General features: G+C 55.7%; 17 protein-coding genes. 9 read left to right on the forward strand and 8 right to left on the reverse strand.

The features are described from left to right. Positions 1-11 precede the first annotated feature (11 nt). From OSO_RS0136470 to OSO_RS46520, 3 genes are all read right to left on the reverse strand, one after another. Positions 12-1337 carry a DUF1800 domain-containing protein gene (locus OSO_RS0136470; RefSeq protein WP_010587713.1) on the reverse strand — a complete coding sequence of 442 codons (1326 nt, stop codon included), beginning with the start codon at positions 1335-1337 and terminating at the stop codon, positions 12-14. Between the two features lie 362 nt (positions 1338-1699). Further along, positions 1700-5203: a M56 family metallopeptidase gene (locus OSO_RS0136480; protein WP_010587715.1), complete on the reverse strand. Its 3504-nt coding sequence runs from the start codon at positions 5201-5203 to the stop codon at positions 1700-1702. Continuing rightward, positions 5200-5592: a BlaI/MecI/CopY family transcriptional regulator gene (locus OSO_RS46520; RefSeq protein WP_010587716.1), complete on the reverse strand. Its 393-nt coding sequence runs from the start codon at positions 5590-5592 to the stop codon at positions 5200-5202. Before OSO_RS46520 ends, OSO_RS0136480 begins: the two co-directional genes overlap by 4 nt. A gap of 538 nt (positions 5593-6130) precedes the next feature. On the opposite strand from OSO_RS46520, the gene OSO_RS49075 reads away from it, so the two are divergent. Both OSO_RS49075 and OSO_RS0136505 read left to right on the forward strand, forming a co-directional pair. Next, positions 6131-6838 (forward strand): class I SAM-dependent methyltransferase, encoded by a 708-nt coding sequence (locus tag OSO_RS49075; RefSeq protein WP_157605977.1) that lies wholly within the window; start codon positions 6131-6133, stop codon positions 6836-6838. 805 nt (positions 6839-7643) lie between these two features. Beyond that, positions 7644-8345: an alpha/beta hydrolase gene (locus OSO_RS0136505; RefSeq protein WP_029247836.1), complete on the forward strand. Its 702-nt coding sequence runs from the start codon at positions 7644-7646 to the stop codon at positions 8343-8345. Between the two features lie 29 nt (positions 8346-8374). On the opposite strand, the gene OSO_RS0136510 is transcribed toward OSO_RS0136505, so the two are convergent. Together OSO_RS0136510 and OSO_RS0136515 are read right to left on the reverse strand one after the other, a co-directional pair. Further along, positions 8375-8809 (reverse strand): hypothetical protein, encoded by a 435-nt coding sequence (locus OSO_RS0136510; RefSeq protein ID WP_157605980.1) that lies wholly within the window; start codon positions 8807-8809, stop codon positions 8375-8377. A gap of 126 nt (positions 8810-8935) precedes the next feature. Continuing rightward, on the reverse strand, positions 8936-10504 hold the full coding sequence (locus tag OSO_RS0136515) for an exo-alpha-sialidase (RefSeq protein WP_162130584.1): 1569 nt from the start codon (positions 10502-10504) through the stop codon (positions 8936-8938). 419 nt (positions 10505-10923) lie between these two features. On the opposite strand from OSO_RS0136515, the gene OSO_RS0136520 reads away from it, so the two are divergent. From OSO_RS0136520 to OSO_RS0136550, 5 genes are all read left to right on the forward strand, one after another. Beyond that, entirely contained in the window at positions 10924-12000 is a 1077-nt protein-coding gene (locus OSO_RS0136520; RefSeq protein ID WP_010587721.1) for a leucine-rich repeat domain-containing protein, read from the forward strand. Positions 12001-12566: 566 nt separating this feature from the next. Next, on the forward strand, positions 12567-14624 hold the full coding sequence (tkt, locus tag OSO_RS0136530) for a transketolase (protein ID WP_040593588.1): 2058 nt from the start codon (positions 12567-12569) through the stop codon (positions 14622-14624). Positions 14625-14976: 352 nt separating this feature from the next. After that, a complete protein-coding gene (locus OSO_RS0136535) occupies positions 14977-15435 on the forward strand; it encodes an NUDIX hydrolase (protein WP_010587723.1) in 459 nt (152 codons plus the stop codon). Positions 15436-15780: 345 nt separating this feature from the next. Next, entirely contained in the window at positions 15781-16764 is a 984-nt protein-coding gene (locus OSO_RS46530; protein WP_040593802.1) for an alpha/beta hydrolase, read from the forward strand. Between the two features lie 286 nt (positions 16765-17050). Next, the gene (locus OSO_RS0136550; protein WP_237729387.1) at positions 17051-17875 is read left to right on the forward strand and encodes an alpha/beta hydrolase; all 825 of its coding nucleotides are present in this window, start codon (positions 17051-17053) and stop codon (positions 17873-17875) included. Positions 17876-17946: 71 nt separating this feature from the next. Here OSO_RS0136550 and OSO_RS0136555 read toward each other — a convergent pair whose 3' ends face one another. The 3 genes from OSO_RS0136555 to OSO_RS46545 form a co-directional block, all read right to left on the reverse strand. Further along, on the reverse strand, positions 17947-18471 hold the full coding sequence (locus tag OSO_RS0136555; RefSeq protein WP_010587727.1) for a dihydrofolate reductase family protein: 525 nt from the start codon (positions 18469-18471) through the stop codon (positions 17947-17949). A gap of 1124 nt (positions 18472-19595) precedes the next feature. Beyond that, positions 19596-20633 carry a zinc-dependent alcohol dehydrogenase family protein gene (locus OSO_RS0136570; protein ID WP_010587730.1) on the reverse strand — a complete coding sequence of 346 codons (1038 nt, stop codon included), beginning with the start codon at positions 20631-20633 and terminating at the stop codon, positions 19596-19598. Positions 20634-20703: 70 nt separating this feature from the next. Further along, on the reverse strand, positions 20704-21207 hold the full coding sequence (locus OSO_RS46545) for a universal stress protein (RefSeq protein WP_010587731.1): 504 nt from the start codon (positions 21205-21207) through the stop codon (positions 20704-20706). 501 nt (positions 21208-21708) lie between these two features. Here OSO_RS46545 and OSO_RS0136580 point away from each other — a divergent pair. Together OSO_RS0136580 and OSO_RS0136585 are read left to right on the forward strand one after the other, a co-directional pair. Then, positions 21709-22173, forward strand: a complete 465-nt coding sequence (locus OSO_RS0136580) for an RpiB/LacA/LacB family sugar-phosphate isomerase (protein WP_029247839.1) — start codon at positions 21709-21711, stop codon at positions 22171-22173. A gap of 182 nt (positions 22174-22355) precedes the next feature. Continuing rightward, positions 22356-23165 (forward strand): MBL fold metallo-hydrolase, encoded by an 810-nt coding sequence (locus tag OSO_RS0136585; RefSeq protein ID WP_029247840.1) that lies wholly within the window; start codon positions 22356-22358, stop codon positions 23163-23165. The last annotated feature ends 36 nt before the right edge of the window (positions 23166-23201 follow it).

Raw genomic sequence — 23201 nt, forward strand, 5'->3', positions numbered from 1 at the left:
TGAGCAGGCCGTCATGCCTGGTAGTGAACCGCATGCGAGAGCAGCAGCGCAGTGGCCAGGGACAGGGGGGTGGTCGACTTCGCTTCGTGGGCCGTCCTCGCGACTTCGACGATGATCGAAGGTTCGGCATGGCCCCAAAACAACTGGGCGAGCCACGCCGTGCCGTTTTCCAAATCAGCGCTCTGCCCATGTTGTCGGCACAGTTCGGTCAAGCGAATCTCGCGAGCGGGATTCCAAAGCGCCCCGGCAATCAGGGCGGCGGCAAAATTGGATCGAGCGACGATCATGCTGGACGCCAACCAACTGCGGCCCTCTTTCCAGCCACCGACGTTGGGGGGATAGAACAGGTCTTGTCCGATGCGTGTGGTCCAGTCGGCCAGCATCAGCGTGTTGACGCCAGATTTGTCGAGTTCCAGTGACCGCATGGCGCCCACCACAAATTCAACAGGTCCAAGGACCCTACTGTGCAATTGGGACGCCGAAAAGAATGTCTCTGAACGGACCACTTTGTCCACAGCCCAATCAATATCAAGCTGACGGAAACGCAGACCGTCGGCGAGTTGCTGGATCGCCGCTGCGGGGGCAGGCTCGCCTAGAAAGATCTGGCCGATTCGCCATGCCAGCCTCTGGGCCGTTGCAGGTTGTTGAAGCAGAATCTGCAGGACGTCATCGCCCCCGAATGAGCCGCTGACATTCAGCACCCGTTTGACACCCTCGTCATGGCGCGAGCTGCGATTCACAAAGTGATCGCGAGTCACTCCCCAGCCGGTCAGCGCACGGGCGACGTCTTTGACGTCGTCTTCCGTGTAATTTCCGACGCCCAACGTGAAGAGCTCCATCAACTCACGGGCTAGATTTTCGTTTGGTCTTCCTTTGTTGTTCGAATCGGCGTCGAGCCAGACGAGAAGGGCGGGATGTTTGACAACGGCACAGAGTAAATCCCCGAACCGTCCGCGCCCGCGCTGGCGAAACAGTTCGTTCTGTTCGCTCATCAGTGTCAGGTCGTTCACTTTGCGATTACTGGTGGCGAAATGGTTGTGCCACATCAGCGTCAGTCGCTCGGTGAGCGGATCGGGTGAGGTCAACATTTGATAGAGCCACCACGCTTTCAAGCGGGCGGGTGAATCCGAGCGCGTTGCCGCATTCAACAAGGTCTCGGTAACGGTCGTGCGCTCCGGTGTGTTCGTTGAGCGGACGTCGTTCAGAATCCGATCGATTGCGGCTTTGGGGCCTGCTTGCAGGTCGCGCTGCAATTCCGGCCAACTCGCCGAGAATCCGGTACGACGGTGAAGATGCACCACACGCTCCAAGTTCCACGGCAATTCGGGCGAAGGCACGTACGGTTTCCAGAGAGAAGCGTCCACCGTCGTTGAGAGTGAGTCTGTCATGATTGAGGACTAACCTCTTGGGATGATCGATCGCGAGCCCCGTAGCACAGCCACTCTGTCCTGGCAGGCTCACCAGCATCGAGGGCTGGATTGTTGGCCTGCGCCCAACGAATTCATCAACGTGCCAATTCCGATTTGAATCTTCACTGGCGGCCTCTTGCAATCATGGGGACTGCTTCCGCACAGGTTCGAGACCGCCATCGTTTCTTGAATATCGAGGCGCCTGTCCGCTTTATTTGAACTGGCCAACAGTCGATTCGCGGATTGTCTCCAGACCGATAAGACCCGTTCTGCACACCGAGCCGCTTTGGTCATCCACCTTTCGTGCCGGGGGCAGATCTCATCTGTTCTTTGAACTTTTCAGTAAAGGTTTTTTCATCGGCGATGCGAATATCGCCCAGATCAAGGACTTCACCCGCCTTCACTTTAATGACCACATCCAATGGTGCATAAATCTGTTTGCTGAGGTCTTTGCCTTCGCGGGAAAGCACGCGAATGCGGTATTCTTGACCGGGGATCAGGTGCTTCAGTTCGAAGCGGCCTTGCGAGTCATTGAACAAGTTGGATCGATGTCGTCTGAAGTCGCCTGGTGGAAGAGGTGGTGCCTGGAGTGATTGTCGCATCTCGCCGTTCGAATCGTCTCGTCTTGGAGTCCAGCTCAGCAGTTGCAGATTGGGAATCGGATCATTGTGTTCGTCCACAATGCGTCCTGTCGCATTTCCCGCAGGTGCTAGTTTCACGACAAGGGGACTCGTCACCGGTCCCGTTATAAGGATTTGTGCCGCGAGTGACTTCTCGCGATCGAAGAACGCCACAGTTCGCGGGACTGCGGCGTCATAGCCGAGGATTTCAAACTGTCCGTCAGGATCCACCTGATCCCAGGCCGCGGCAAACTCTTTAATCTTTCCGCTGTACGCTGCGGTTGAAAGCGGCTTGCCTGATTCATCAACGACATGCCCCTTCAAGTTATTTCCTGCATCCAAGGTCAGGTCGAGTTGGATTTCATGCTGATCCAGCGACGGGTCGATCTCTTTGACGAAGTGGAAACTGGATGGCATGCAATAGGATGGTCGAGTTTCAAAATACGGGACTTCCGAGGAAGCTTTCTTACCCGTTTTGATCGTGTCCGCTCCTGCACCGCGCGGATACTTCTGATGCTGCTCTGCCTGAAAAGCAATGATGCCAGGTCCGGGTGCGACGACAAGCCGGAATCGTCCTTGGTTGTCGGCTCGTAGCGATTGCCGTTCGTCGACCTGGCCGCGTTCCCCCGCTTTGTTGTCCCGGAACGTGAATGGTTCGAAATGGCCCGCCAAACCTTCTCCCGATTGCTTGTCGGTGACGCGTCCCGTAATCCAAACACCCGGTTGCAATTCAAAATCCACCTTCAGTGGATCTGCGGAGGCTGTCGTCTTGGTCTGCTTGCTGGTTGAGAGATAGGCTCGGTCCGAAGGGGAAATGACACCAATTCGGTTGTCCGCTCCAATTGGCATTCCTTCCAGTCGAAAACGTCCTTCCGAATCGGCCACAGTTCGAACGAAATCCTGGCCCCATCCGTTGATCGGGTGACCGTGTCGCTTTTGACTGAGGACGACTGCACCCGGGATCGGCTGTTTCGAGATTTTGTCGACGATGGTGCCCACGATTGGCTGGGAGGGCCCTGCCACATGGATCAACTGACTCGGGTGATAAAGTTCCTTCCTCATATCTCCGCGGGCCCATTCATTCGGCATCTCGATCGGTTTGCCAGGTTGAGTTCTGGCGTAGATCAAGTCGGATTGAATGCCGGGGCCTTCGATCAAGAGTTGGACGATTCGATCGCGCCCAATTCCACGCAACACAAATTTGCCTTGTGCATCGGTGAGCCCCGGCGTGATGAGGGAACGGACTTGAGGGCCGTTCATTTGTTTTGAAAGAGCTTGATTCGTGGAATAGAAATCGGCGCGTTCTTCGGTGGTCTTCTTTTGCCACTCCTCCAAGCGTTCGTCCGCGCCCGTCCTGGCTTGAATCAACAGGACCTTGGCACCGACCACTGGCTGGCCGTCGATATTCAGGATTTGACCTTCGATCGGTTGGTCGTCGGGTTTCAATTGGAGTGGTTGGCCCGCCGACTCGAGCACTTTCAATTGGGCTTCCCGATACGGATCAGGCAAATTCGCCGCGAGTTTCCGGAGTTCGTTGACCGCTGATCCACTCGTTTCGAAGAGCGCCACGGTGGACCATCCGAAGCCATAGCCATCGGCCGTTGCGCAGAGAGTGGCATGATTCCACCTGTTCGGCGAAAGTTCGCCGTAAGCACTGAGTTCGTCTTTGCCAAATCGAAACTCGCCTTTGGCATTCGTCATGCAGACCGGCCTCCAATTTGCTTCGAAAGGGCGAATTGGTTCCCGGAAGTAAGCCACAAGGTAGATCTTTGCTCCGGCAACAGGCTTTCCAGATGGATCGACTACGGTGCCTTGAAAAATCTGTGATGAATGGTCAATAGCCACAGGTCCGTCTTGTTTGACCTCATTCGCGGAGACGGCCGTTACCTCCGCCTTGGATGGCGCCGTGGTTGCTGCCGAATTCGAGGACTCGCTTTCCGCCTGAATTGGTCGTGCGGCCAAACCGATGAATCCTGCGGTCATCGTGGCGAGGAATCCCACGACGATCACCGCCAGCACGATCAAATGGCCAGCTCGGGTTGAGAGCGTGCGAGAACCGTCCATGATTCGTGACACTCGACGAGCCAGCATTGATCGAAACGACATCATGCCCACACCGATGGTCAGGACCGGCGCCAATGTGCGCTCGGCGATTACGGTGAGCTGAGACGCGTATTCGATTCGATCACCGCCAAACCGCACGACATAGTCATCGCAGACATCTTCGGCCGTCGATTCGATCCGACGACCCAACATCCAGATCAATGGCTGGAAAAAGAAGAACGCCGTTGCGATCTGCAGCAATAGGTTCCAATCACAGTCTCGGCGTCGCAGATGAGCCAGTTCGTGAATCAGAACCTCACGAATTCGCAGATCGGCATCGACCTCGGGCAGCATCACGACAGGTCGTTGCAAACCTGCCAGAAAAGGGCTCGAGACAAACGGACTGTGCCGTACGTCGGGTGATGGCACACCAATGGAACTCGCGAGTTCCTGGCACAGTTCACGAATGTCGTTGTCTGCAGTCATTGAGTTCCGTCGCAGTTGTTCAACGCGAGCCCATGCAGACGCCAGTCGGAAGGAGAAGAGCGATGCGAGAATGGTCCAAACCGCAGAGCCAACGATCGCAATCCAACCCATGGGTGTGATCGATTCGATCGTCGAGGTGCCGGACGTGGTCTGCGTTGGATTCGGGCTGATCAAGGTGGTCGCAGGCAAAGGGCTATCGGCGGCCGCGTGCGAAGTGTCTTCCGATCCAATCGAAGGGGAGGGCGATGTCGACAACGCCAGAAGCGTTCGTTCTGTGACGTGCAACGGCGTTTCGCTCGACGATACTGAACTGCTGACGTCCTGCGACACCGTGCTTGATCGTTCGTTTGGTGACTGCGGTGGCTCGATTGCAGTCCGCACCACCTGACTGGCAGGCAGGTGGATCGACCATCCTGACGCGCCACTGAGGGCAAGTAATCCCGTGGCGAACGGACACATCAGAGCGGCGGCCAGCGTTGATCGGTAGATGACCGACTGCAAAGCCGCGCCCCGGTGTTTCAGCAGAGCCCCGCCGATCAGTCCTGCGGCGATCAATAGCGTCGATTGCAACCACCAGTTGACCAGGAACGCGGCGATCCCGGTCCCGAGGCTCAAGAGTGCCGTGAGTAGATACGAGACCATCATTTCGACTCCGATTTCTTGGATGGAGAACCTTGGTCGATTAGCTTGCGAATCTCGTCAATTTCTGCCCGTGAAACCTTTTCGTTCTTGAGCAGATGGGCCACCAGACTTGCTGCTTTTCCGCCGAAGACGCGTTCCACCAGGTCTCGCGTGGCGGTTTGCTTAAAAGCCTGTTCCTTGACCAGCGGGACGAATACGAACGTACGTCCTTCTGCCTCGTGGGTCACAGCTCCTTTTTCTTCCAGGCCTCGCAGCAAGGTCTGCACCGTGCTGTGTGCAATCGGTTCGATCGCATTGACGCCGTCGGTCAGTTCACGGGCCGTCGCCCGCCCTTTTTCCCACAGGACCTGCATGATCAGCAGTTGAACTCGTCCTAGCGTGGTTGATTCCATTCGAGATTACCTCCGAATTGGCGGCCCGATCAGACAACAGTGCCGAGTCGCCGCTCACAGGCCGGGGACTGGCTCATTTCCCGCGGCAAAGGGTTGCTCTGGTCGATGTACAGTGGATTCCAATTGACCCGGGAAAATGTGCCTGGCCACCTCTCTTCGGGCTGCGAACGGTTGCGAGTGCCAGGCAAGGCACCTTGGCTCGGTCAATGATGTGACGGTCTCGAATCTTCGCAGACACAGGCTCAATGTCCTGAGCGGAATAATATTCGAACGATCGTTTAGTTGACTAAATTTAGTCGACTAGAGACGTGTTGTCAACAGGCTAGTTTATGAAAAGACCGAATCGACCTGCTGAGGGGGGGCGCATGTTCGACATCGTTTGACAACATGACGGGAAGTATTGTGCATGGATTCGTGCGCCATATGAATCGTTGTGAGATTCCCGGCGTGCGAACTTTTGCGGATGGTTTGCGTCATCTCGATCGGTCGTGTTTGTTCACGTCGCGTGGATTTGTTTCTTTTCAGAAAGCGTGCTGTGATGAATTGGCGTGGAAGTCAGGCAGAGTCACGTCGTCGATATTTGGTCAAGTACGACGCAGAAGAAGTGGATCGCTATGATGCGTGGCTTCTTCAACGGACGCGCGAGGACGAAGACGCATGCCTGGCGGACATCGCGTCCGCGTTTCAGTTCCAACCAGGCATGTCCGTGCTCGACGTCGGGGCAGGGGCGGGAACACTCTGCAGAACTCTGGCTTTGATTCCGGGGCTCTCATTGACTGCATTGGAACCTTCACCCGCGATGCGGGCAAAATTGCAGGCCAAGCATGAGCTTCAGGATGTGGTCGTTGTGGATGGCTTTTGCGACAGCGATGACGATCGGTTGTTGTTCGATCAGGCGGCTTTCGATGTCATTGTCTCGCGTCAATTGGCCAATGGTCTGTTCGACCCACTTGCGGCGTTTAGAAACTGGAGAGACTGGCTGAAGCCTGGAGGCTCGGTTCTGCTGATTGATGGTTTGTTTGATCGAACTGATTGGGCGGGACGATGGCAGGAAGAGGTCGATGTTCTTCCTCAGTCGGCGTGTAGAACGATGGCAATGGTACCTTATTTACTCGAACAGGTCGGTTTCCAGATTGAATCTGTCGGGCTTATGAATGCCACGAATGCGATGTCTTCGGCCACTGTTGTTCGATACCTTGTCGTCGCGTCGAAACCGACCTCATCAATTCGGTCGAGGTTCGTGTGATCGTCAGCGGACGATCCGTCAATTCGAATCGACCGGGAACGACTAAAGTTCAATTCAATTGTGAAAGATCTGTCGGGCGAAGTCGCATCAGTGTGTGCTCGGTCAGCGGCAGGACTGAAGGGGCCACTTTGAGATTCATGTGGCATTTGTCAAATATTGCTCGATTTTGAAATTGCCTGACCAAAATGATCAACATGAGCGCCGCCCTACAATTCATGGGAAAAATCACGTGCTCATCAAGTTGCTCATTTCAACTCACATTTCCGTTGAATCCTCCAATTTTGACCGACTGCGGGCAGACCGGTCACGGTGTCCTCATCGCGTTGCGATGAAACGTCTGTGATCGGTGGACGAGGACGACGACCAACTGCCGGACTGGAGCAGTGACAACGCTGAACGCCCCAGGGCTGTTAGCACAGCCCCCACTTCGCCCCCTTCAGGTTCAGGAGTGGCAATAATGCACTCGCAGGTTATTGAAAAGGGGCCATTGGATTGAGTCCAATGGTGTCTGTCCGTCACGATAGCAAAGTCTCGAGACTGCGCGGCGAGCAGTTCGGGTGTTGTTTCCAAACATTTGGAAGGTCTGACGTTGTTTGAACGTGCGCATTTTCCTGGTTCAATTGGAATCCACAGTGCATCGACTCGGGCAAGCCTTCCGTTGACCGCGGGAAAGTGAGCCAGTCCCCGGCCTGTTAACGATTAAAGTCCTCCCCAATCCTCTCAAGCGGCTGAAGGCTGCTGTCATGTCGGATACAATCGATTGGTGTCGCCCAGATTGACGTTTGGCCCAACGAAGGATGCTCAGTTGCGTTATACCCTTGTGCTGATGTTTCTGATCGCAGGTTGCACCGAGTCTGGTTCCGTGCAGCCGTTCCCGCCAGTTCGAGAAACGCAACCACAGAAATCCGCGGGAGATCTAAGTGTTCGGTATTCTGGAACACGTCTCGCCGATGCACGACAGGTCGTTGTGTTGTTGCACGGGTATGGAGCTTCGGGCGACGATCTGATGTCGCTCACAGATTACATTGGTGGTGAATTGCGAGCGTTTGTGTTTCCGGAAGGGCCGATCCCTCTGCCTGGGGGCGGTCAGGCCTGGGCGACAACCGATGCAGAGCTCGACTCATCCTGCCGGCGCATCATCGAGTTGATGGACGAGATTGCAAAACAGCATCCTGAGGTTCGAATCTCGGTCGGCGGATTCTCGCAAGGAGCGACGATCGCAAGCAAATTGGTGGCCGAAGAACGGTTGAAGTTGGAGCATGCGATTCTCTATTCACCCGCCATGAAGCTGGATGATGGCATACCTCAGGCGAAGCACTCTACGCAGGTTTTGATCGCTCACGGTCGCGAGGATGCCATCTTGCCGTTCTCGGAGTCAGAACGTTTGCGAGACCTCTTAATTGGCAGGGGATACAACGTGAACTGGCAGCCGTTCGATGGTGGGCACACGCTGACGCGCGAATTGATGGTCGCGACGCGAAAGCAACTTGACGGGATCGCGAACTGAAGCATGACGTTCGTGATCGAAAATCCCGTTCACGCAGGTTTGGGATGGTGATCGGACGTGCCCGTCTCATGTCGACGACTTGGTGCGCCGCTGCCAAGATAAACCGCGATGGGAATCAACAGCGGAATCATAATCTTGAACCAAGTCGGGTAGGGCAGCATCCAGACATTGAATCCCGCCGCCGCGATCAAAAGCATTCCGACAAAGAGTGCGGCTCCACGACCTGAGATCCGATTGGCAACCCAGGTACTGGCAAGGGCAGTCGCAGCCCAGAGGGGGACTACGACTGCTAGTACCCACTGCGGATAGTTCGCCACGTGCTGGCACATGTCTTCCATGGTTTCCCCGAAATCCGGGGGAAGGGGATGAACGACGGCGCTGAAGAGCTCGACTGCGATCAGAAGAATCAGAGCGACAAGAACTCCTGCGATGACGGCCGCGATCGCGCGAACTGCGGTGGCCATGATGTCGATTCCTGGGGTGCCTTGTTGATTTGCGTCGGCCTGGTCCGGGGCGTGTGCGAGCGACTTTACCAGCATTGGAGACGACCGCTGGTGCATTCTCAGTTTTTGCCGATTCCGTGACTAGGTTCAATTTGGTCGTTCGATATGCGTCAGCCAGTCTTCATTGAGTTCGACGTGTTTGATCGAGTAGCGGCGATAGGTGTAGGTGATGTGAATCTTTCCGTCAGAGGTCTGGATCACGCAGGGATATGAATATTCACCGGGATTCGATTCCAGATGCAGCGGCGTCTCCCAGGTATGTCCTTCATCGATTGAGCGGGCGATGCTGAGCGGCGTGCGATTTAGTTCCGTGTCGTTGAAGACGACCACAGCATGACCATTGGCCAGTTGCGTCATTGAGATTCCGGAGTCAGGATTCCGCAGCGAGGAAGGGGTCGCCTGCGACCAGTTGTCGCCCCCATCGCGCGATTCGATTTGAGTCAATCTTGGTGCCTTCCGCATCAGAGCGAACAATGATTTGTCGCGTCGCTGAATGACGGCGGGTTGGCTGCCTCCAGGTGTGAATCCGCCCCGGCGCCATTGTTTTCCACCATCGGCCCCAATCAGAAAAATCGAACCTTCAACTCCGTCGACGATGGCTTCCAATGGCAGGACCAGATTGCCTGATGAAAGCAGAATGGGAGGGTTTCTTGGAACGGCGAGTAGCTTTTGGTCGAGAAACTCGGTGTCGGAGCTCCAGGTCAGACCGTGGTCCGTCGAGACCCGGGCCATCAGTCGACACTTGTCCCAGCCTTGTCCTCGCCCAATTGGTCTGACACTTTCCATCCGGCACCACACGATCCACACTCGCTTGTGTCCATCGACAAAGATCACTCCATTGCCAGGCAGTGGATCGGGGCCTTTGAGGATTGCCTGCGGTTCTTGCCAGGCCCGCTCGCCAGCGCGTCGACGGGCGAGAAATAGAGTTTGGTCGTCCGCAGATTCATAGCTTCCGCCGTACCACAAGCAGAGCAGGTCGCCATTGGCCGCTTCGGCGATTGTCGAACAGTGGTATACCGACGCATCAGGGATTCGTTCGAAGAGCAGCTCGGAAGAGAACGACAGCGATCCGAAGTTGTCGAGTTTTTTTTGTTTCTCGCCGGGGTGAGCGATCGGTGTTGGCTTGATCGAATCCTCTTTTTTTCGAGGAGTGACATTGTTTGTCACGGCGGCGTCGAACGCCAACAGTCCCGCTTTGGACTCAAGTCCCCCACGATGGGCCAATTTCCCTGCGGAGTCGATCAAGGCGACCGAAGGATTTGTGGTGATGCCCAGTTTGCCGGCAACCTCCGCGGCAGGGTCGCGGTAGATCGTGAAAATTAGTCCGCGATCACGAGCGAAGTTTCCGAGTTCCTCGGCCGACTCGACTTCGTTGGAGCAGATGCCGATATAGACCACTCCCAGGCGTCGATGCTTGCGATAGAGGGTGCTGATATTCTGCAGCGACTTGTCGACGGCATCACTTCGGGCAGAAAGAAACACCAGTGCGATTGCGGTTCTCTCGGGACTCGTGGTGACCGCGAGGGGCTTGTCGCGGGCATCAAGGACGGAGAATTCTCCGACCGATTGGCCAAGTTCGACAGCGGCAATCGCAGACGAGCAGAAGAACACGAGGCAACACGTCGCGACAGATTTGAGGATACGGAATCCGTGCATGAGTTGATGTTCCGAGATAAGCTTCGGGGCAACAGGAGTGATGTGATCGCGGAAGCGCATCATTAATTCTATTGTGATCGTGACGACAGGGGTAGCCGCTCGCGAAAGATCGCGATGAGAGCATTTCGGTACCATGACGGTCACGCAGTTGCAAAGATGGTTAGTCGGTCGATGACGCGTGATTCGAAGTCTTGCTTTAAAGGTAAAGTGCGTCGATTCATGGATCGCAGGTCTCCGTTTCAAAATGACGTCACGAACAGTAACCGTTCACAGGCCGGGGACTGGCTCATTTTCCCGGGGCAAAGGGATGGATTGCTCTCGTCGATGCACTGTGGATCATGATGAACCTGGAAAATGTGCCTGTCCCCCCCCTCTCTTAGGGCTGTGAACTGTGATCACGAACAAGAAGGTTGAACGCAGTGGATGAAAAGAACCCTGTGGTGATCGACGCACTCGATAAGGGTGATCCTGAATGTCGCATGACGGCGCGTCCGTACTGGCAGCACACGTGGGAATGCGTGCCGGGTTGGGCGAAGATTGCGCTTGTCTCGCTCGTTGTTCTGTTCGTGGTCCATGTCGGATTGGGGATTCGCGTCTGGTACGGTCTGCAAGACCCGCCGGAAGTGGTCGCAATCAAGGGCCCAGAGCGACATATCATCATTCCGGCGACGAACCGAGATTTTCGCAATCCGCTGAATTGGTTTGATGCGGTACCGATTGGTCTGCGAGGGGTTTCGGCGAAAGATGTGACTGCCGTACGACTGGACGAGCACGCCACTGATGAACTTGTCGGGCACATCGCCAAGCACTTTCCGAATGTACAATTATTGTTCTTGTCGCGCGGGAATATCACAGCGCGTGGGTTGCTTTGCTTGAAGAGTTGTCCAGAAATCTATTCGTTGGATGTGTCTGATACCGACGTGGATGATGGACTTGGAGAGCTGCTTCCGCACTTGCCAAAGTTGACCGAGCTGTTCGTGATGAACACCGAGGTTGGCGACGAATTCGCCGAGGTGGCGGCACAGCATCGGCAACTCAATTATTGTCCGATCAATGGGACAAACATCATGCCGGAGGCGGTCGCGTCATGGCAAAAAGTCCGCCCACGAACGCGGATTCAGACAGATTTCGACCGCGTGATTCTCCGCGGTGCGATTCGGTGGTCCGATGGTGAAATTTCGCGACGATTTCGTGGTCCGTGCGAGGTCGGACGCTTTGGCCCTGAGCAGGCGGATGGATCTGGGACGTGGTCGCGGAGCATGATCATGAAATTGGGTGGGCTGCGTGCTGATCATTTGCGGTGGCCGCCACAGGAGTTCAAGAACGAGCCCGACGGGAACTACCAGATTCGTCTGAAACTCGGTGAGATTGATGCAGAACCCGCAGACTTTGTCATCAAGGACGGCAAGCTGTCGCTCGACCGACTGGAGTTCCGCATGCCAGTCACCCGTGCGGAGGCCGAACGTCTCGCGGCTTTGGCTGACGCCGTGAAGTAAATGGGCTTAAGCCCGTTTCGGTTGCGATCTCTCAATCCCCATTTCGGATGTGTGACTGGGATTCGGTATCAATTTCAATTCATGGGGACGGCGGGCACTGCGAGAAAAGTGATGATGTATGTTTAAGCTTTGATGAGTTGCCGTGCGGGATTCCAAACGCGACCAAGCAAGCAGGCTCGCCTATTTTTGGTCTGCGTTCGGCGAGTTTGCTGAGTGGGTTTTGAGTCACATGTGGGCCCAATCCCTACGGATTCATGAACTTACGAAGTCATCGTCTCTTCACTCGTCAAGGGCAAGTCACCGCTTCGTTCCGTCCAACAGCCTGTCGAAATCCAGAGGAGCCGCCCTTTGATATTGCGAATGTCGTGGTTCTTCTTGAACATTGGGGAGCCCATTCCTGTGAATTTCGGGAGCTGCGAAGCTGACGTCGTTGGGGTGGTTTGCGGTCTTATGAAAACCATTTGAAGACAGGGACCGGTTCATTCGAACGTGACTCGTCGATTCGCTACAGTATGGGGGCGGTAAGATAACTAACGAAAGTCATGTCAATTGAAGGTGCGATTTCGATGACGAACGATGAACTGGACCAACTGTCGATCAATACCATCCGTACGCTTTCGATGGATGCGGTCCAGCAGGCGAACTCCGGGCATCCAGGTACCCCGATGGCGCTGGCCCCGCTCGTTTATACGATCTGGAATCGCGTGATGCGGTTCGATCCAAAGGATCCCTTCTGGCCGAACCGGGATCGGTTCGTTCTTTCGAACGGCCATGCTTCGATGCTGCTGTGGTCTGTGCTGCACTTGACCGAGACTCAAGCGATCGGCGCCGATGGAAAGCCAACCGGGCACGAGACGATCACGCTCGAGGATATTCGTCGTTTCCGTCAACTCGGCAGCAAGGCCGCGGGGCACCCGGAATATCATCTGGTCTCTGGTGTCGAAGCGACGACCGGACCGCTGGGGCAGGGGATTGCCAACAGCGTCGGGATGGCGATCGCCGAGAAGTGGTTGGCGCAGCACTACAATCGACCGGGGTTTGATCTGTTTGACTACGACATTTATTCCGTCTGTGGCGACGGGTGTCTGATGGAAGGCGTGGCCTCGGAAGCGGCATCACTCGCTGGCCACTTGGGACTCGATAACCTGTGCTGGATCTACGACAACAATCACATCACGATTGAAGGACGTACGAACCTAGCCTTCTCTGAAGATGTCGCCGCGCGATTCGTTGCCTATGGATGGAATGTGTTGCGGTTGCATGATGCCAACGATCTGAAGGGGATCGAAGGTGCCTTGAAAGCATTCCGAGAAACAAAAGGTCGTCCGACAATCATCGTCTTCGACAGCCTGATCGGCTATGGCGCGCCGCACAAGCAAGACACTCCTGAAGCGCACGGCGAACCGCTGGGTGTTGAAGAAGTGAAGCTGACGAAACGAAACTATGGTTGGCCCGAAGATGCTCAGTTCCTGATTCCTGACGGAGTGAAGCAGCACTTCGCTGACGGCGTGGGTCAACGCGGTGCGGTTGCTCATCAGAAATGGACCGAGCTGTTCGCGGCGTATCGGAAATCGTTTCCCGAACTCGCGACTCAGATTGAACAAATGGAACGGCGCGAGCTGCCCGCAGGCTGGGACAAGAATTTGCCTTCGTTCCCTGCCGACGCCAAGGGGGTTGCCGGACGTGAAGTCTCGGGCAAGGTGCTGAATGTGCTGGCGCAAAACATCCCCTGGTTGCTGGGCGGATCGGCCGACTTGGGGTCGTCGAACAAAACGACCCTCAAGTTTGAAGGTGCGGAATCGTTCCAGGCGAAGACAACCGGAGGGCGGAATTTCCATTTCGGAATCCGCGAGCATGCGATGGGTGCCGTTCTGAACGGGATGTCCTTGTCGAAACTGCGACCCTTTGGTGCGACGTTCTTCGTATTCAGCGACTACGCCCGACCTTCGATTCGTCTCTCGGCATTGATGGAGATCCCGACGATCTTCATCTTTACGCATGACGCACTGGGCGACGGCGAAGACGGTCCCACGCATCAACCGATCGAGCACCTGATTTCCTTCCGCGCCATGCCTGGCATCGTGACCTTACGACCCGGCGATGCGAACGAAGTGGTCGAAGCTTACCGCTATATCGCCCAGCTTCAGCACGAACCCGCCATCCTGGTTCTCACGCGTCAGCCCGTACCGACGCTGGACCGGGCCAAGTACGCTTCGGCTTCGGGGGTCTCTCACGGTGCGTACGTGCTGGCCGACGCTCCTGGCGGAAACCCGGAAGTGATCCTAATTGGCACGGGAAGCGAACTGAGCGTCGTCGTCGAGGCTCACGAAGCGTTGGTCACCCAGGGGATTCGATCCCGCGTTGTTTCGATGCCCTCGTGGGACATTTTCGAGCGTCAGACGCGCGAGTACAAAGAGAGCGTATTTCCTTCCAGCGTCAAAGCCCGTGTGGTCATGGAGCAGGCCTCGACGTTTGGTTGGGAACGTTACGTTGGCGAGACAGGCCAGATCATCGGCATGACGACGTTCGGTGCGTCTGCACCTTATAAGGATCTCCAGAAGCATTTCGGCTTTGTGCCCGAATCTGTGATCGCCGCCGCGAAACAGCAGCTCGGCAAGGCGTAATCGTCTGTCTGTGATTTCAGGCTGCGACAATCGAAGTTGCCAGGTTTCAACGCGAATCCTGGCAACTTTTTTCTTTCACGGTCGTGGAACGTCGAAGTGGCGGCGTTGTTTTGCTGGCGGCAGGATATTGCCGGGGGCGAAAGTACCGGGCAAAGGGGCCGCTTTCCGTGGCAGTCATTTGCTGTGAACAGTCAGACACAACTGAAATCTGTTGCTTTGACCGCAGAGAATGACCGGTTAGCATCCTGTTGAAGTAAGGGGGACAGGCACCTTGGCGTTGATGATGTCATGGCGTTTTTTAAGCTGGCCGGAGCCAGTCCCCGTTACTTCAACAGACTGTTAGAGGCTGTCCATGAAACAGGTCTATTATGTCGTGGTATTCATCCTCCGTCGCCACAATGGCAACAACCAATTGCTGATGGCACGTCGCGCCGAGAACAAGTACATGGGCGGCACGTGGCAACTGATTTCTGGGGGCCTTGAGCCAGATGAGACGGCGTGGCAGGGTGCGCTGCGTGAGATGTGGGAAGAGACGCGTTTGAAACCGCTGGAGTTCTACCGGCTGAGTACGCTCGCCAGTTTCTACCGGCCCGACAATGATTCACTGAACACGGCCCCGATGTTCTGCGCGGTGATCGATAACGACGCGGCCGTGACAATCAATTCGGAGCATACCGAGATTGAGTGGGTGAACGTGACCGAAGCCGATTCAAGGCTGATGTGGCCCAGCGATCAGCAGGGGCTCGCGGAAGTCCGGTCAGTGATTCTGAACGATGGCTTGGCCAAGGGATACATGCGGATTCCGCTGTAGCAGCCTGTTGAAGTAAGGGGGGACAGGCACCTTGGCGTTCACGATGTCATGGCGTTTTTTAATCTGGCCGGAGCCAGGCCCGTTACTTCAACAGACTGCTGGACGAGCACTCTGATAACAGACGGTCGTGCGAAGATCATTCGTCCATGGTTCCGCTCGTTCATCGTGCTGATCCTTTTGGGATTGCTGGGAGGCAAATTACAATGCGTCGCTCCGTCCTTCCAGATGTGTCATGCTCGCTCTCAGGGGAACAAGTTCGCCATGTTGATGAAACTAAAACGCCAGTCATGGTGCATCGGTTGTTTTGTTGCGGTCTTCCTGTTGAGTGCATCGTCCCGCTCGGTAATGGCGGACGGCAATTCGATAGAGACGCCCGGCTCCGTCGGGAATGGTGATTTCATTATTGGACCCGACTACAAAATCGATCCCGATCTCACGGATCGAGGGCGACCGAAAGGGAAGTCTTTTGAATTCTCTTTGCGTCTGGCCGACAGCAAGATTTTCCGTGGTGATGACTCGACTCTCGATGCGACGAAGCCTGTGCGCGTGCAGCGAAAAATCTTCGTCTATGTTCCCGCAGCCTACAAAGATGGTACGAAAGCACCGGTGCTGGTCACGCTTGATGGGCCAAGTCGTCTCGATCTGGTGAAGCACGCACTGGATAATCTGACGGGATCAACTGACCCAGATCGCTCGTTGCCGGCCTTCATCGTGGTGGCCGTCGAGAATGGAGGTAACGATGGGAAAGGGAGCGAACGTGGTCTCGAATACGATACGATGTCCGATCGCTTTGCACGCTTCATCAATGACGAAGTACTGTCGGCGGTGTTGACGAATGCCGAGATCAAAACCGCATATCCTCGGATCGCCTTCACCGAGAATCCCTTGGGAAAAGCGGTGATGGGCTGCAGTTCCGGCGGGGCGGCGGCGCTGACCATGGGCTGGTTTCGTCCGGACCTGTTTCGTCGCTTGATCACCTACTCGGGGACGTTCGTCGATCAGCAGGACGACGACGCATCAGAAGAAGCGAAATACCCACTCGGTGCGTGGGAATATCACTCCAGCATGAAGCTGATCGAGAGCACCGACAAAAAGCCGCTTCGCATCTTCACGCATGTGTCGGAGAACGACAATCGCGCGAACGATCCCGAGGAGACGTATCACAATTGGGTGATGGCCAACGAGCGCACCGCCAAGGCCTTGCATGCCAAGGGGTATGATTACCGGTACGTCTTCAGCCGAGCATCGAAGCACTGTGACGCCAACGTCTTTGAGCAGACGCTTGCAGATACGCTCGTCTGGATGTGGCGTGGCTACATTCCGGAGTGAGCCGCGAATTGCCGTGCGTGATTGCGGACAAGCGGTTGCGGCCGATGAATGCGACGACAAGAAAGCGGGCACAAGCTCGCGTGGATTTATCGTTAAAGTCGTTAAAGTCGCGTGGGTCCTCTGGTCGATGAGAGAGGATGATCGGCTCTTTCCGGCACCTTTGCTTTGTTGCCGTGACTGGAAAGCATTCTTGACACCCGAAGCATCCGTTGAGTCTCCCGCATCAACCTGGAACGTGTGACACGCTGATATGCGCTGGCCGTCATTGCTACTGATGACTGCACTGATGATGGCGGTACCCGGCTGTCGAATTCTTGGACCGCTTTCTCCTTTGCGGCCTGTCGAGCAGTTGCTGGTTTACCCGCAGTCCGTCGCACCGTCGTTCTCTCAGCATGAACAAGCGGGGGGCCGACAGATCTGGATCGAGACCGAGAATCACCACCAACTGGACGCTCGGTATTTTGAACATCCAAATCCGCAGGCGGTGGCACTGTACTGTCATGGCAACGTCGGGACCGTTGATAAATGGGCGATTCTTGCCGGTCGATTGTCTCGCATGCATGGGATTTCGATTCTCGTTTTTGACTATCGGGGTTACGGCCGAAGTACGGGATTCGCCAATGAACGAGGGATCTTGAGGGACGCGGAAGCCGCTCGAAGCTGGGTGGCTCGGGAAAATGGGATCAGACCGTGCGACGTGGTTCTGATCGGTCGATCGCTGGGAGGGGCCGTTGCGGTCGATCTGGCCGCGAATGGAGGAGCTCGCGGATTGATTCTCGAAAGTACCTTTCCGTCGCTGCCCGAAGTCGCGGAACGCCACGCCGCCTGGCTGTTACCAGAATGGAACATGACTCAGCGAATGAACTCGGCAGCGAAGATCAAACGGTACTCCGGACCACTGCTGCAGAGCCATGGCGATGCCGACCGCCTGATTCCGTTGTCATTGGGGGAAGAGCTGTTTGCCGCGGCACCCGGGCCCAAGCGGTTCATTGTCGTTCCCGATGCCACTCACAACGACGACCATATTCGCCATTGCAAGGCGGAACGTGAACAGTTTCTCCGCAGCCTTCCACCGGTCTGGTTAACTCGTGAGATGGCTTTCGCGGAATGACTTCGGTGATTCCGCTGGCGGGGGTTGGGCTTGCGGTAATCGGAGGCCTTCGAGCTCGGTGAGTGCGTTTGTCAAACGGGCGAACTTGACCGGCGATATTTGAGTTCGACCAAGCCGCTTGGGAATGATTGGCTGCCTTCGAAGGTCAGGTCGGTCCGCAGTGCTTGGGGGTGAAACAGAGGGATGCCGTGTCCCAATACGATCGGGTGGATGAACAGACGGAATTCATCGATCAGCCGGCTGGCAATGAATTGGTGAATCAGGTCACCGCCACCGACGAGCCAGATGTTCTTTGTGATCTGTGCGCGAATCGTGTCAATCACATTGACGACATCATCTTGTACGAATCGGACCCGATCATCGCCCTGCTCGGTGTTTGATCGAGAAAAGACATAGATGTTCTTGCCCGCAAACGGAACCGTTTCAAACGTTTTGGCCTGTTCCCACGTCGTGCGGCCGATAATGATGGCCTCGACCGAGGACATGAATTCGCGATAGCCATAGTCCGCATCATGAAACAGCCAATCCACGGTTCCATCTGCACTCGCGATGTAACCGTCCAGGCTTGTGGCAATGAAGAGGACAACTTTAGACATGGCGGCCGTCGCTTGTCTGTGATGCGATTGATCTGCTGACGGAATCGCCTTGGCGACGCAGGATCGTCATGAAATAAATTATCGTATTAGTCATGTGGCGTCGAATGACGGACACACACACACACACACACACACGTTGGGCGATTGGAAGCCGGAAAAGTTTGGTTGATTTGGTGCGTAACCATTCACACTCTGAAGAGCGGGGGACAGGCACATTTCCCCGGACCATTGGAATCCACAGTGCTTCGATCATCGCAGCTCGGTCCTTCGTCGCGGGAAAATGAACCAGTCCCCGGCCTGTAAGCAGTTACATTTGGTACAGCCGCCTGGCGAATTTATTTCGGACGCGAAGCGTGTTGACGTCACGTGGGGCGATTGGCAGAATCGGCCCGGGCAATGACGCCCCGGGGACCCATTCAAGATGAACGTCGATACTCCCGCCGCCGAACAACCTCCTCGCAAATCTTGTCCGCCGCAGCCGGTTTGTCCCGCGTGCGGGGGCGAACTGTTCGAGATTCGAGCCAAGTTGCAATGCTCGCGCTGCCACACCATCTGTGAGACATGTTGTGAAGGTGGTCGCGGGTGATCATTCCTCGAGATTGCATCCCATTGCCGATCTGCCGCGAATGAGATCGAACAGCGGGAGCAAGCGCCTGCCCCCCGCTGCTCGTCGGTGAGCGTGAGTCGAGTGTGTGGATCTGGCAACTCGAGCGTCAAGGCCGCTGATCGTGCGTCCAAATTTTGACTCGGTGGCGATGCCATGATTCTTTGGCGCGCGAGTGTCGCCAGTGGGACCAGCCGAATTCTGAAAACCTCGAATCGAACGGCGTGCCGATATCGATCCGCCAGCGTCAGATCGAAACAAGGATGATTCGAAGTGGCACGCCGTTCGATGGAGTCCTGATTGGGCAATCAGGTCGAGGAGGATGGCTGATGTTTTGCATGAATGATGCCAATTCGATCTTTTCTGATCTCACTTTGTCTCGGTTCGAATTCCAGCGAAAATGCGGCATGCGATCGAGGCGGCACATCCTCGTTACCCACTCGACTTGGACTTATTCACTGGCTGAGTTTTGCCAACTGGCTTGAATTGGCTCACCAGTCACATGAGGTGGGTGTGACGTTCACGTGCTGATGATGACTTTGAGGGCCTTGGAATCGGCGGCATGGCTAAAGACGTCGTAAGCTTTCAGGATTTCATCGAGCGTAAAGCGATGAGTAATCAAGCGGTTCGGGTCGATCTTCCGGGACAAAACCGTCTTCATCAGCATTGATGTCGAGACGGTGTCGACCAATCGAGTCATGATGCAGATGTTGTGCGACCAAAGTCGTTCCAGGTGCAGATCCACTTTCTTCCCGTGAACTCCGATATTCGCGATGATTCCACCAGGGGCGACCAGATCCTGGCAGAGCAGGAATGTGGCCGGCACTCCGACGGCCTCAATCGCAGTCTCGACGCCTCGTCCGGCGGTCAGCGCCATGACCGTTTCGACGGCATTTGTGGTTCCTGAATTGACGGTCTGCGTGGCGCCGAACTCGCGTGCAACCGCCAGCCGATTCTCATCGAGATCGATCATGATGACTTGCGAGGGCGAATAGAGTTGTGCGCCGAGCAATGTTGCCAGGCCGATCGGGCCGGCGCCGACGATGGCAACGGTCGATCCGGGTTCAATTCGACCATTGAGAACGCCACACTCAAACCCTGTCGGCAGAATGTCGCTCAACATCACCATGGCATCGGTATCGGCGTCGCTGGGCAGAGGGTACAAACTGGTGTCCGCATGCGGCGTCCGAACGTATTCGGCTTGAGTGCCGTCAATGACGTTCCCCAGAATCCAGCCGCCCGTGGAACAGTGTGAGTACATCTGGAGGCGGCACGGCTCACATTTCCCACACGACGAAATACAAGAGATGAGCACTCGGTCGCCCGGCTTCACGTTTGTGACATTGCCGCCCACCGATTCGATGATGCCGACGCCTTCGTGCCCCAGAATACGGCCGGGAGTGCAGGTGGCGACATCACCTTTTAGGATGTGCAAATCCGTACCGCAGATGGTGGTCTTTGCCAATTTCACGATCGCATCACCGGGGGCTTGGATCGTCGGCTTCGGACGATCTTCCAGTGCAAAGCGTCCCGGGCCATCGTACACGAACGCTTTCATAGTCGATCTCAATTCAATTGGTTGTCTGAGTGGTCTGACGTTGCCATGAAATCGTGAGCAAATTCTGTCCTCAGACTTTCATGTCCGCATGTGTTGCGCGTTTTGCAATTTCTGGGAGCGGACGATCCTGCGGATGAATGGTGAGCACGGGACAATGTGCGGCTCGGACGAGTTTTTCCGCGACCGAACCAATCAACGTGTGGGCCAGCCAGGTATACCCATGGGTTCCCACCACGATCAGGTCGATTTGATTCTCCTTCGCATAGGCCAGAATCTCATCCACCGTGAAACCCACAACCGTCTTGTGTACGACGCGGTGGGTGGCGGTCCACTCAAGATCGATGACACTTTTCAGCAGGCGTTGTTCCGCCGCCTCAAGTTGCTCTTGCGTTTCATTGGCCGGCAGAACCCAAGACGATGAATCATCGGTGTACGGCATGACCTGTGAAACGACGTGTAGCAAATGCAGTTCGGCATCAAACTGATGGGCCAGTGCCATGGCATACTTGGCCGCCTGAAGTGACGGTTCACTGAAGTCGGTTGGAAGCAGAATTCGCCGGATTCCGATCATCATCGTTCGAGTCTCCTGTTAACACCCATTGGGTGTCGACGTTTTCAGGGATTGAGTTGGTGTCCAGTCGAAGCAGGTCCTGTCCTCTCGCGGTAAAGCACAGTTTGTGCCGTGTATGAGTTTTCTTTGAGGGCTCGAAACGATGGAGGACTCGCTAAGTTGCAAACTTGAATCGCGACGTCGATGAGCTCATTGCGAGCGGGGCAGCGGGTGATGTTCACGAACCCGTCAGGATCGAGTCTCTGTGCCACGCGCGGGCCCAGGACGGTGCGTTTTACGCGCGAGCATGAAGGTCGCGAGGGGGTGAAGGGGCGGTTTTCCGGCGGATTTTGGCCAGTTGGACAAAATTCGGGCGACACGAAGAGCGTTGGTCGGAACGTTCGGTACGGAGCTGTCCTGGGGTTTCAAAACTTGACTGCCGAGAAACAATTGACGAAAGGCCCGGAATCAAGGACGTTTGTGGGCGCGTTCATTGTCCGTTACCAGTTTGTCCGAGTGATATTTATGAAAATTGCTGTTGCGAGTGAGCATCGGGGCTTCAAAGCCAAGGACGGGATTCTGTCTCTACTCCGTGAGCTGAAGCATGAGGCGCTCGATTTTGGTCCGGCCAACGATGAAGTTTCGGACTATCCTGACTACGCCTCCAAGGCGGCATGGGCCGTGTCATTGGGGGAAATCGATCGTGCGATCCTGGTGGGGGGGACCGGAATTGGAATGACAATCGTCGCCAACAAATTCAATCATGTGCGTGCCGCGCTGTGCCACGATGATCTCGCCGCCCGAATTAGTCGCAGCCACAATGATGCCAATATCCTTGTCCTGGCGGCCGATCTGTACGATGCCGATGCCGTGCAGCGGATGATTCGAATCTGGCTGGACACTCCTTTTGACGGTGGTCGTCATGCCCGGCGGAACGAAAAGATCGCGCAGGTTGAACAAAGTTTTTCAAAAAGCCATACCGATTCGTGATGAAGTCGTCGTCAGACGAAGGAATCATCAACGCGATTCCTTCGGTACGACTTGAGGTTCTGGAGCCCCATCCGGCTGTTGAAGTAAGGGGGACAGGCACCTTGGCACTCACGATGACTTGGTGTTTTTTAATCTGGGCGGAGCCAGTCCCCCTTACTTCAACAGGCTGCTAAGGTTCTTTGATGCCAAACTCCATTTGCACAACCTGCGGGACTCAGTATGTGGACAGTGACCAAGTCCCGAATTCGTGTCTGATCTGTGCGGATGAACGGCAATACATCGGGCATTCGGGCCAACAGTGGACGACCGCCGAAAAACTCCGGCAAACGAACCGTACAGCGATCAAGTTCAAGGAGCCGGGGCTGATTGGAATTGGGATTGAGCCGCAATTCGCGATCGGTCAACGGGCCCTGTTGTTGCAAACACCACATGGAAATGTCTTGTGGGATTGTATCTCGCTGCTCGATGAGTCCGTCGTCCAGGCGATCAATGCCTGGGGCGGAATCAAGGCAATCGTCATTTCGCATCCGCACTACTACTCGAATGTGGTTGAGTGGAGTCGAGCATTCGGCGATGTGCCTGTTTATCTGCATGCGGATGATCGGCAGTGGGTGATGCGTCCCGACAAGTCGATCGTTTTCTGGTCCGGCGCGACGCTCGACTTGCTGCCGGGAGTGACTCTGATTCATTGTGGTGGTCACTTTGCAGGGGGGGCCGTCTTGCACTGGGCAGAGGGAGCTGATGGACAAGGGGTATTATTGTCGGGCGACATTATTCAAGTCGTGGCCGATCGCAAGCATGTAAGTTTTATGTACAGCTATCCGAACTTCGTTCCTTTATCGGCATCGGCCGTCGGCTACATTCTCTCGGCGGTTAGACCCTATTCCTATCGCCGGATTTATGGAGCGTTCTGGGGGGCCGTGGTTCAGGACGACGGAATGGCTGTCGTCAATCAGTCTGCCCAGCGTTACCTCACTGCGATTCGCGAGTAGTGGCGCAGCCACGTTGGGCTGACAGGTTATCGAACG

This window comes from Schlesneria paludicola DSM 18645, from assembly GCF_000255655.1.
In the GTDB taxonomy this organism is placed as follows: domain Bacteria; phylum Planctomycetota; class Planctomycetia; order Planctomycetales; family Planctomycetaceae; genus Schlesneria; species Schlesneria paludicola.

What these genes read in the sequence shown, in the direction of transcription:
- OSO_RS0136480 (WP_010587715.1), bottom strand. Translation starts at nt 5,203, where the DNA reads ATGATGGTCTCGTATCTACTCACGGCACTCTTGAGCCTCGGGACCGGG.
- OSO_RS46520 (WP_010587716.1), bottom strand. Translation starts at nt 5,592, where the DNA reads ATGGAATCAACCACGCTAGGACGAGTTCAACTGCTGATCATGCAGGTC.
- OSO_RS49075 (WP_157605977.1), top strand. Translation starts at nt 6,131, where the DNA reads ATGAATTGGCGTGGAAGTCAGGCAGAGTCACGTCGTCGATATTTGGTC.
- OSO_RS0136510 (WP_157605980.1), bottom strand. Translation starts at nt 8,809, where the DNA reads ATGGCCACCGCAGTTCGCGCGATCGCGGCCGTCATCGCAGGAGTTCTT.
- OSO_RS0136515 (WP_162130584.1), bottom strand. Translation starts at nt 10,504, where the DNA reads ATGCACGGATTCCGTATCCTCAAATCTGTCGCGACGTGTTGCCTCGTG.
- tkt (WP_040593588.1), top strand. Translation starts at nt 12,567, where the DNA reads ATGACGAACGATGAACTGGACCAACTGTCGATCAATACCATCCGTACG.
- OSO_RS0136535 (WP_010587723.1), top strand. Translation starts at nt 14,977, where the DNA reads ATGAAACAGGTCTATTATGTCGTGGTATTCATCCTCCGTCGCCACAAT.
- OSO_RS46530 (WP_040593802.1), top strand. Translation starts at nt 15,781, where the DNA reads ATGGCGGACGGCAATTCGATAGAGACGCCCGGCTCCGTCGGGAATGGT.
- OSO_RS0136550 (WP_237729387.1), top strand. Translation starts at nt 17,051, where the DNA reads ATGATGGCGGTACCCGGCTGTCGAATTCTTGGACCGCTTTCTCCTTTG.
- OSO_RS0136555 (WP_010587727.1), bottom strand. Translation starts at nt 18,471, where the DNA reads ATGTCTAAAGTTGTCCTCTTCATTGCCACAAGCCTGGACGGTTACATC.
- OSO_RS0136570 (WP_010587730.1), bottom strand. Translation starts at nt 20,633, where the DNA reads ATGAAAGCGTTCGTGTACGATGGCCCGGGACGCTTTGCACTGGAAGAT.
- OSO_RS46545 (WP_010587731.1), bottom strand. Translation starts at nt 21,207, where the DNA reads ATGATGATCGGAATCCGGCGAATTCTGCTTCCAACCGACTTCAGTGAA.
- OSO_RS0136580 (WP_029247839.1), top strand. Translation starts at nt 21,709, where the DNA reads ATGAAAATTGCTGTTGCGAGTGAGCATCGGGGCTTCAAAGCCAAGGAC.
- OSO_RS0136585 (WP_029247840.1), top strand. Translation starts at nt 22,356, where the DNA reads ATGCCAAACTCCATTTGCACAACCTGCGGGACTCAGTATGTGGACAGT.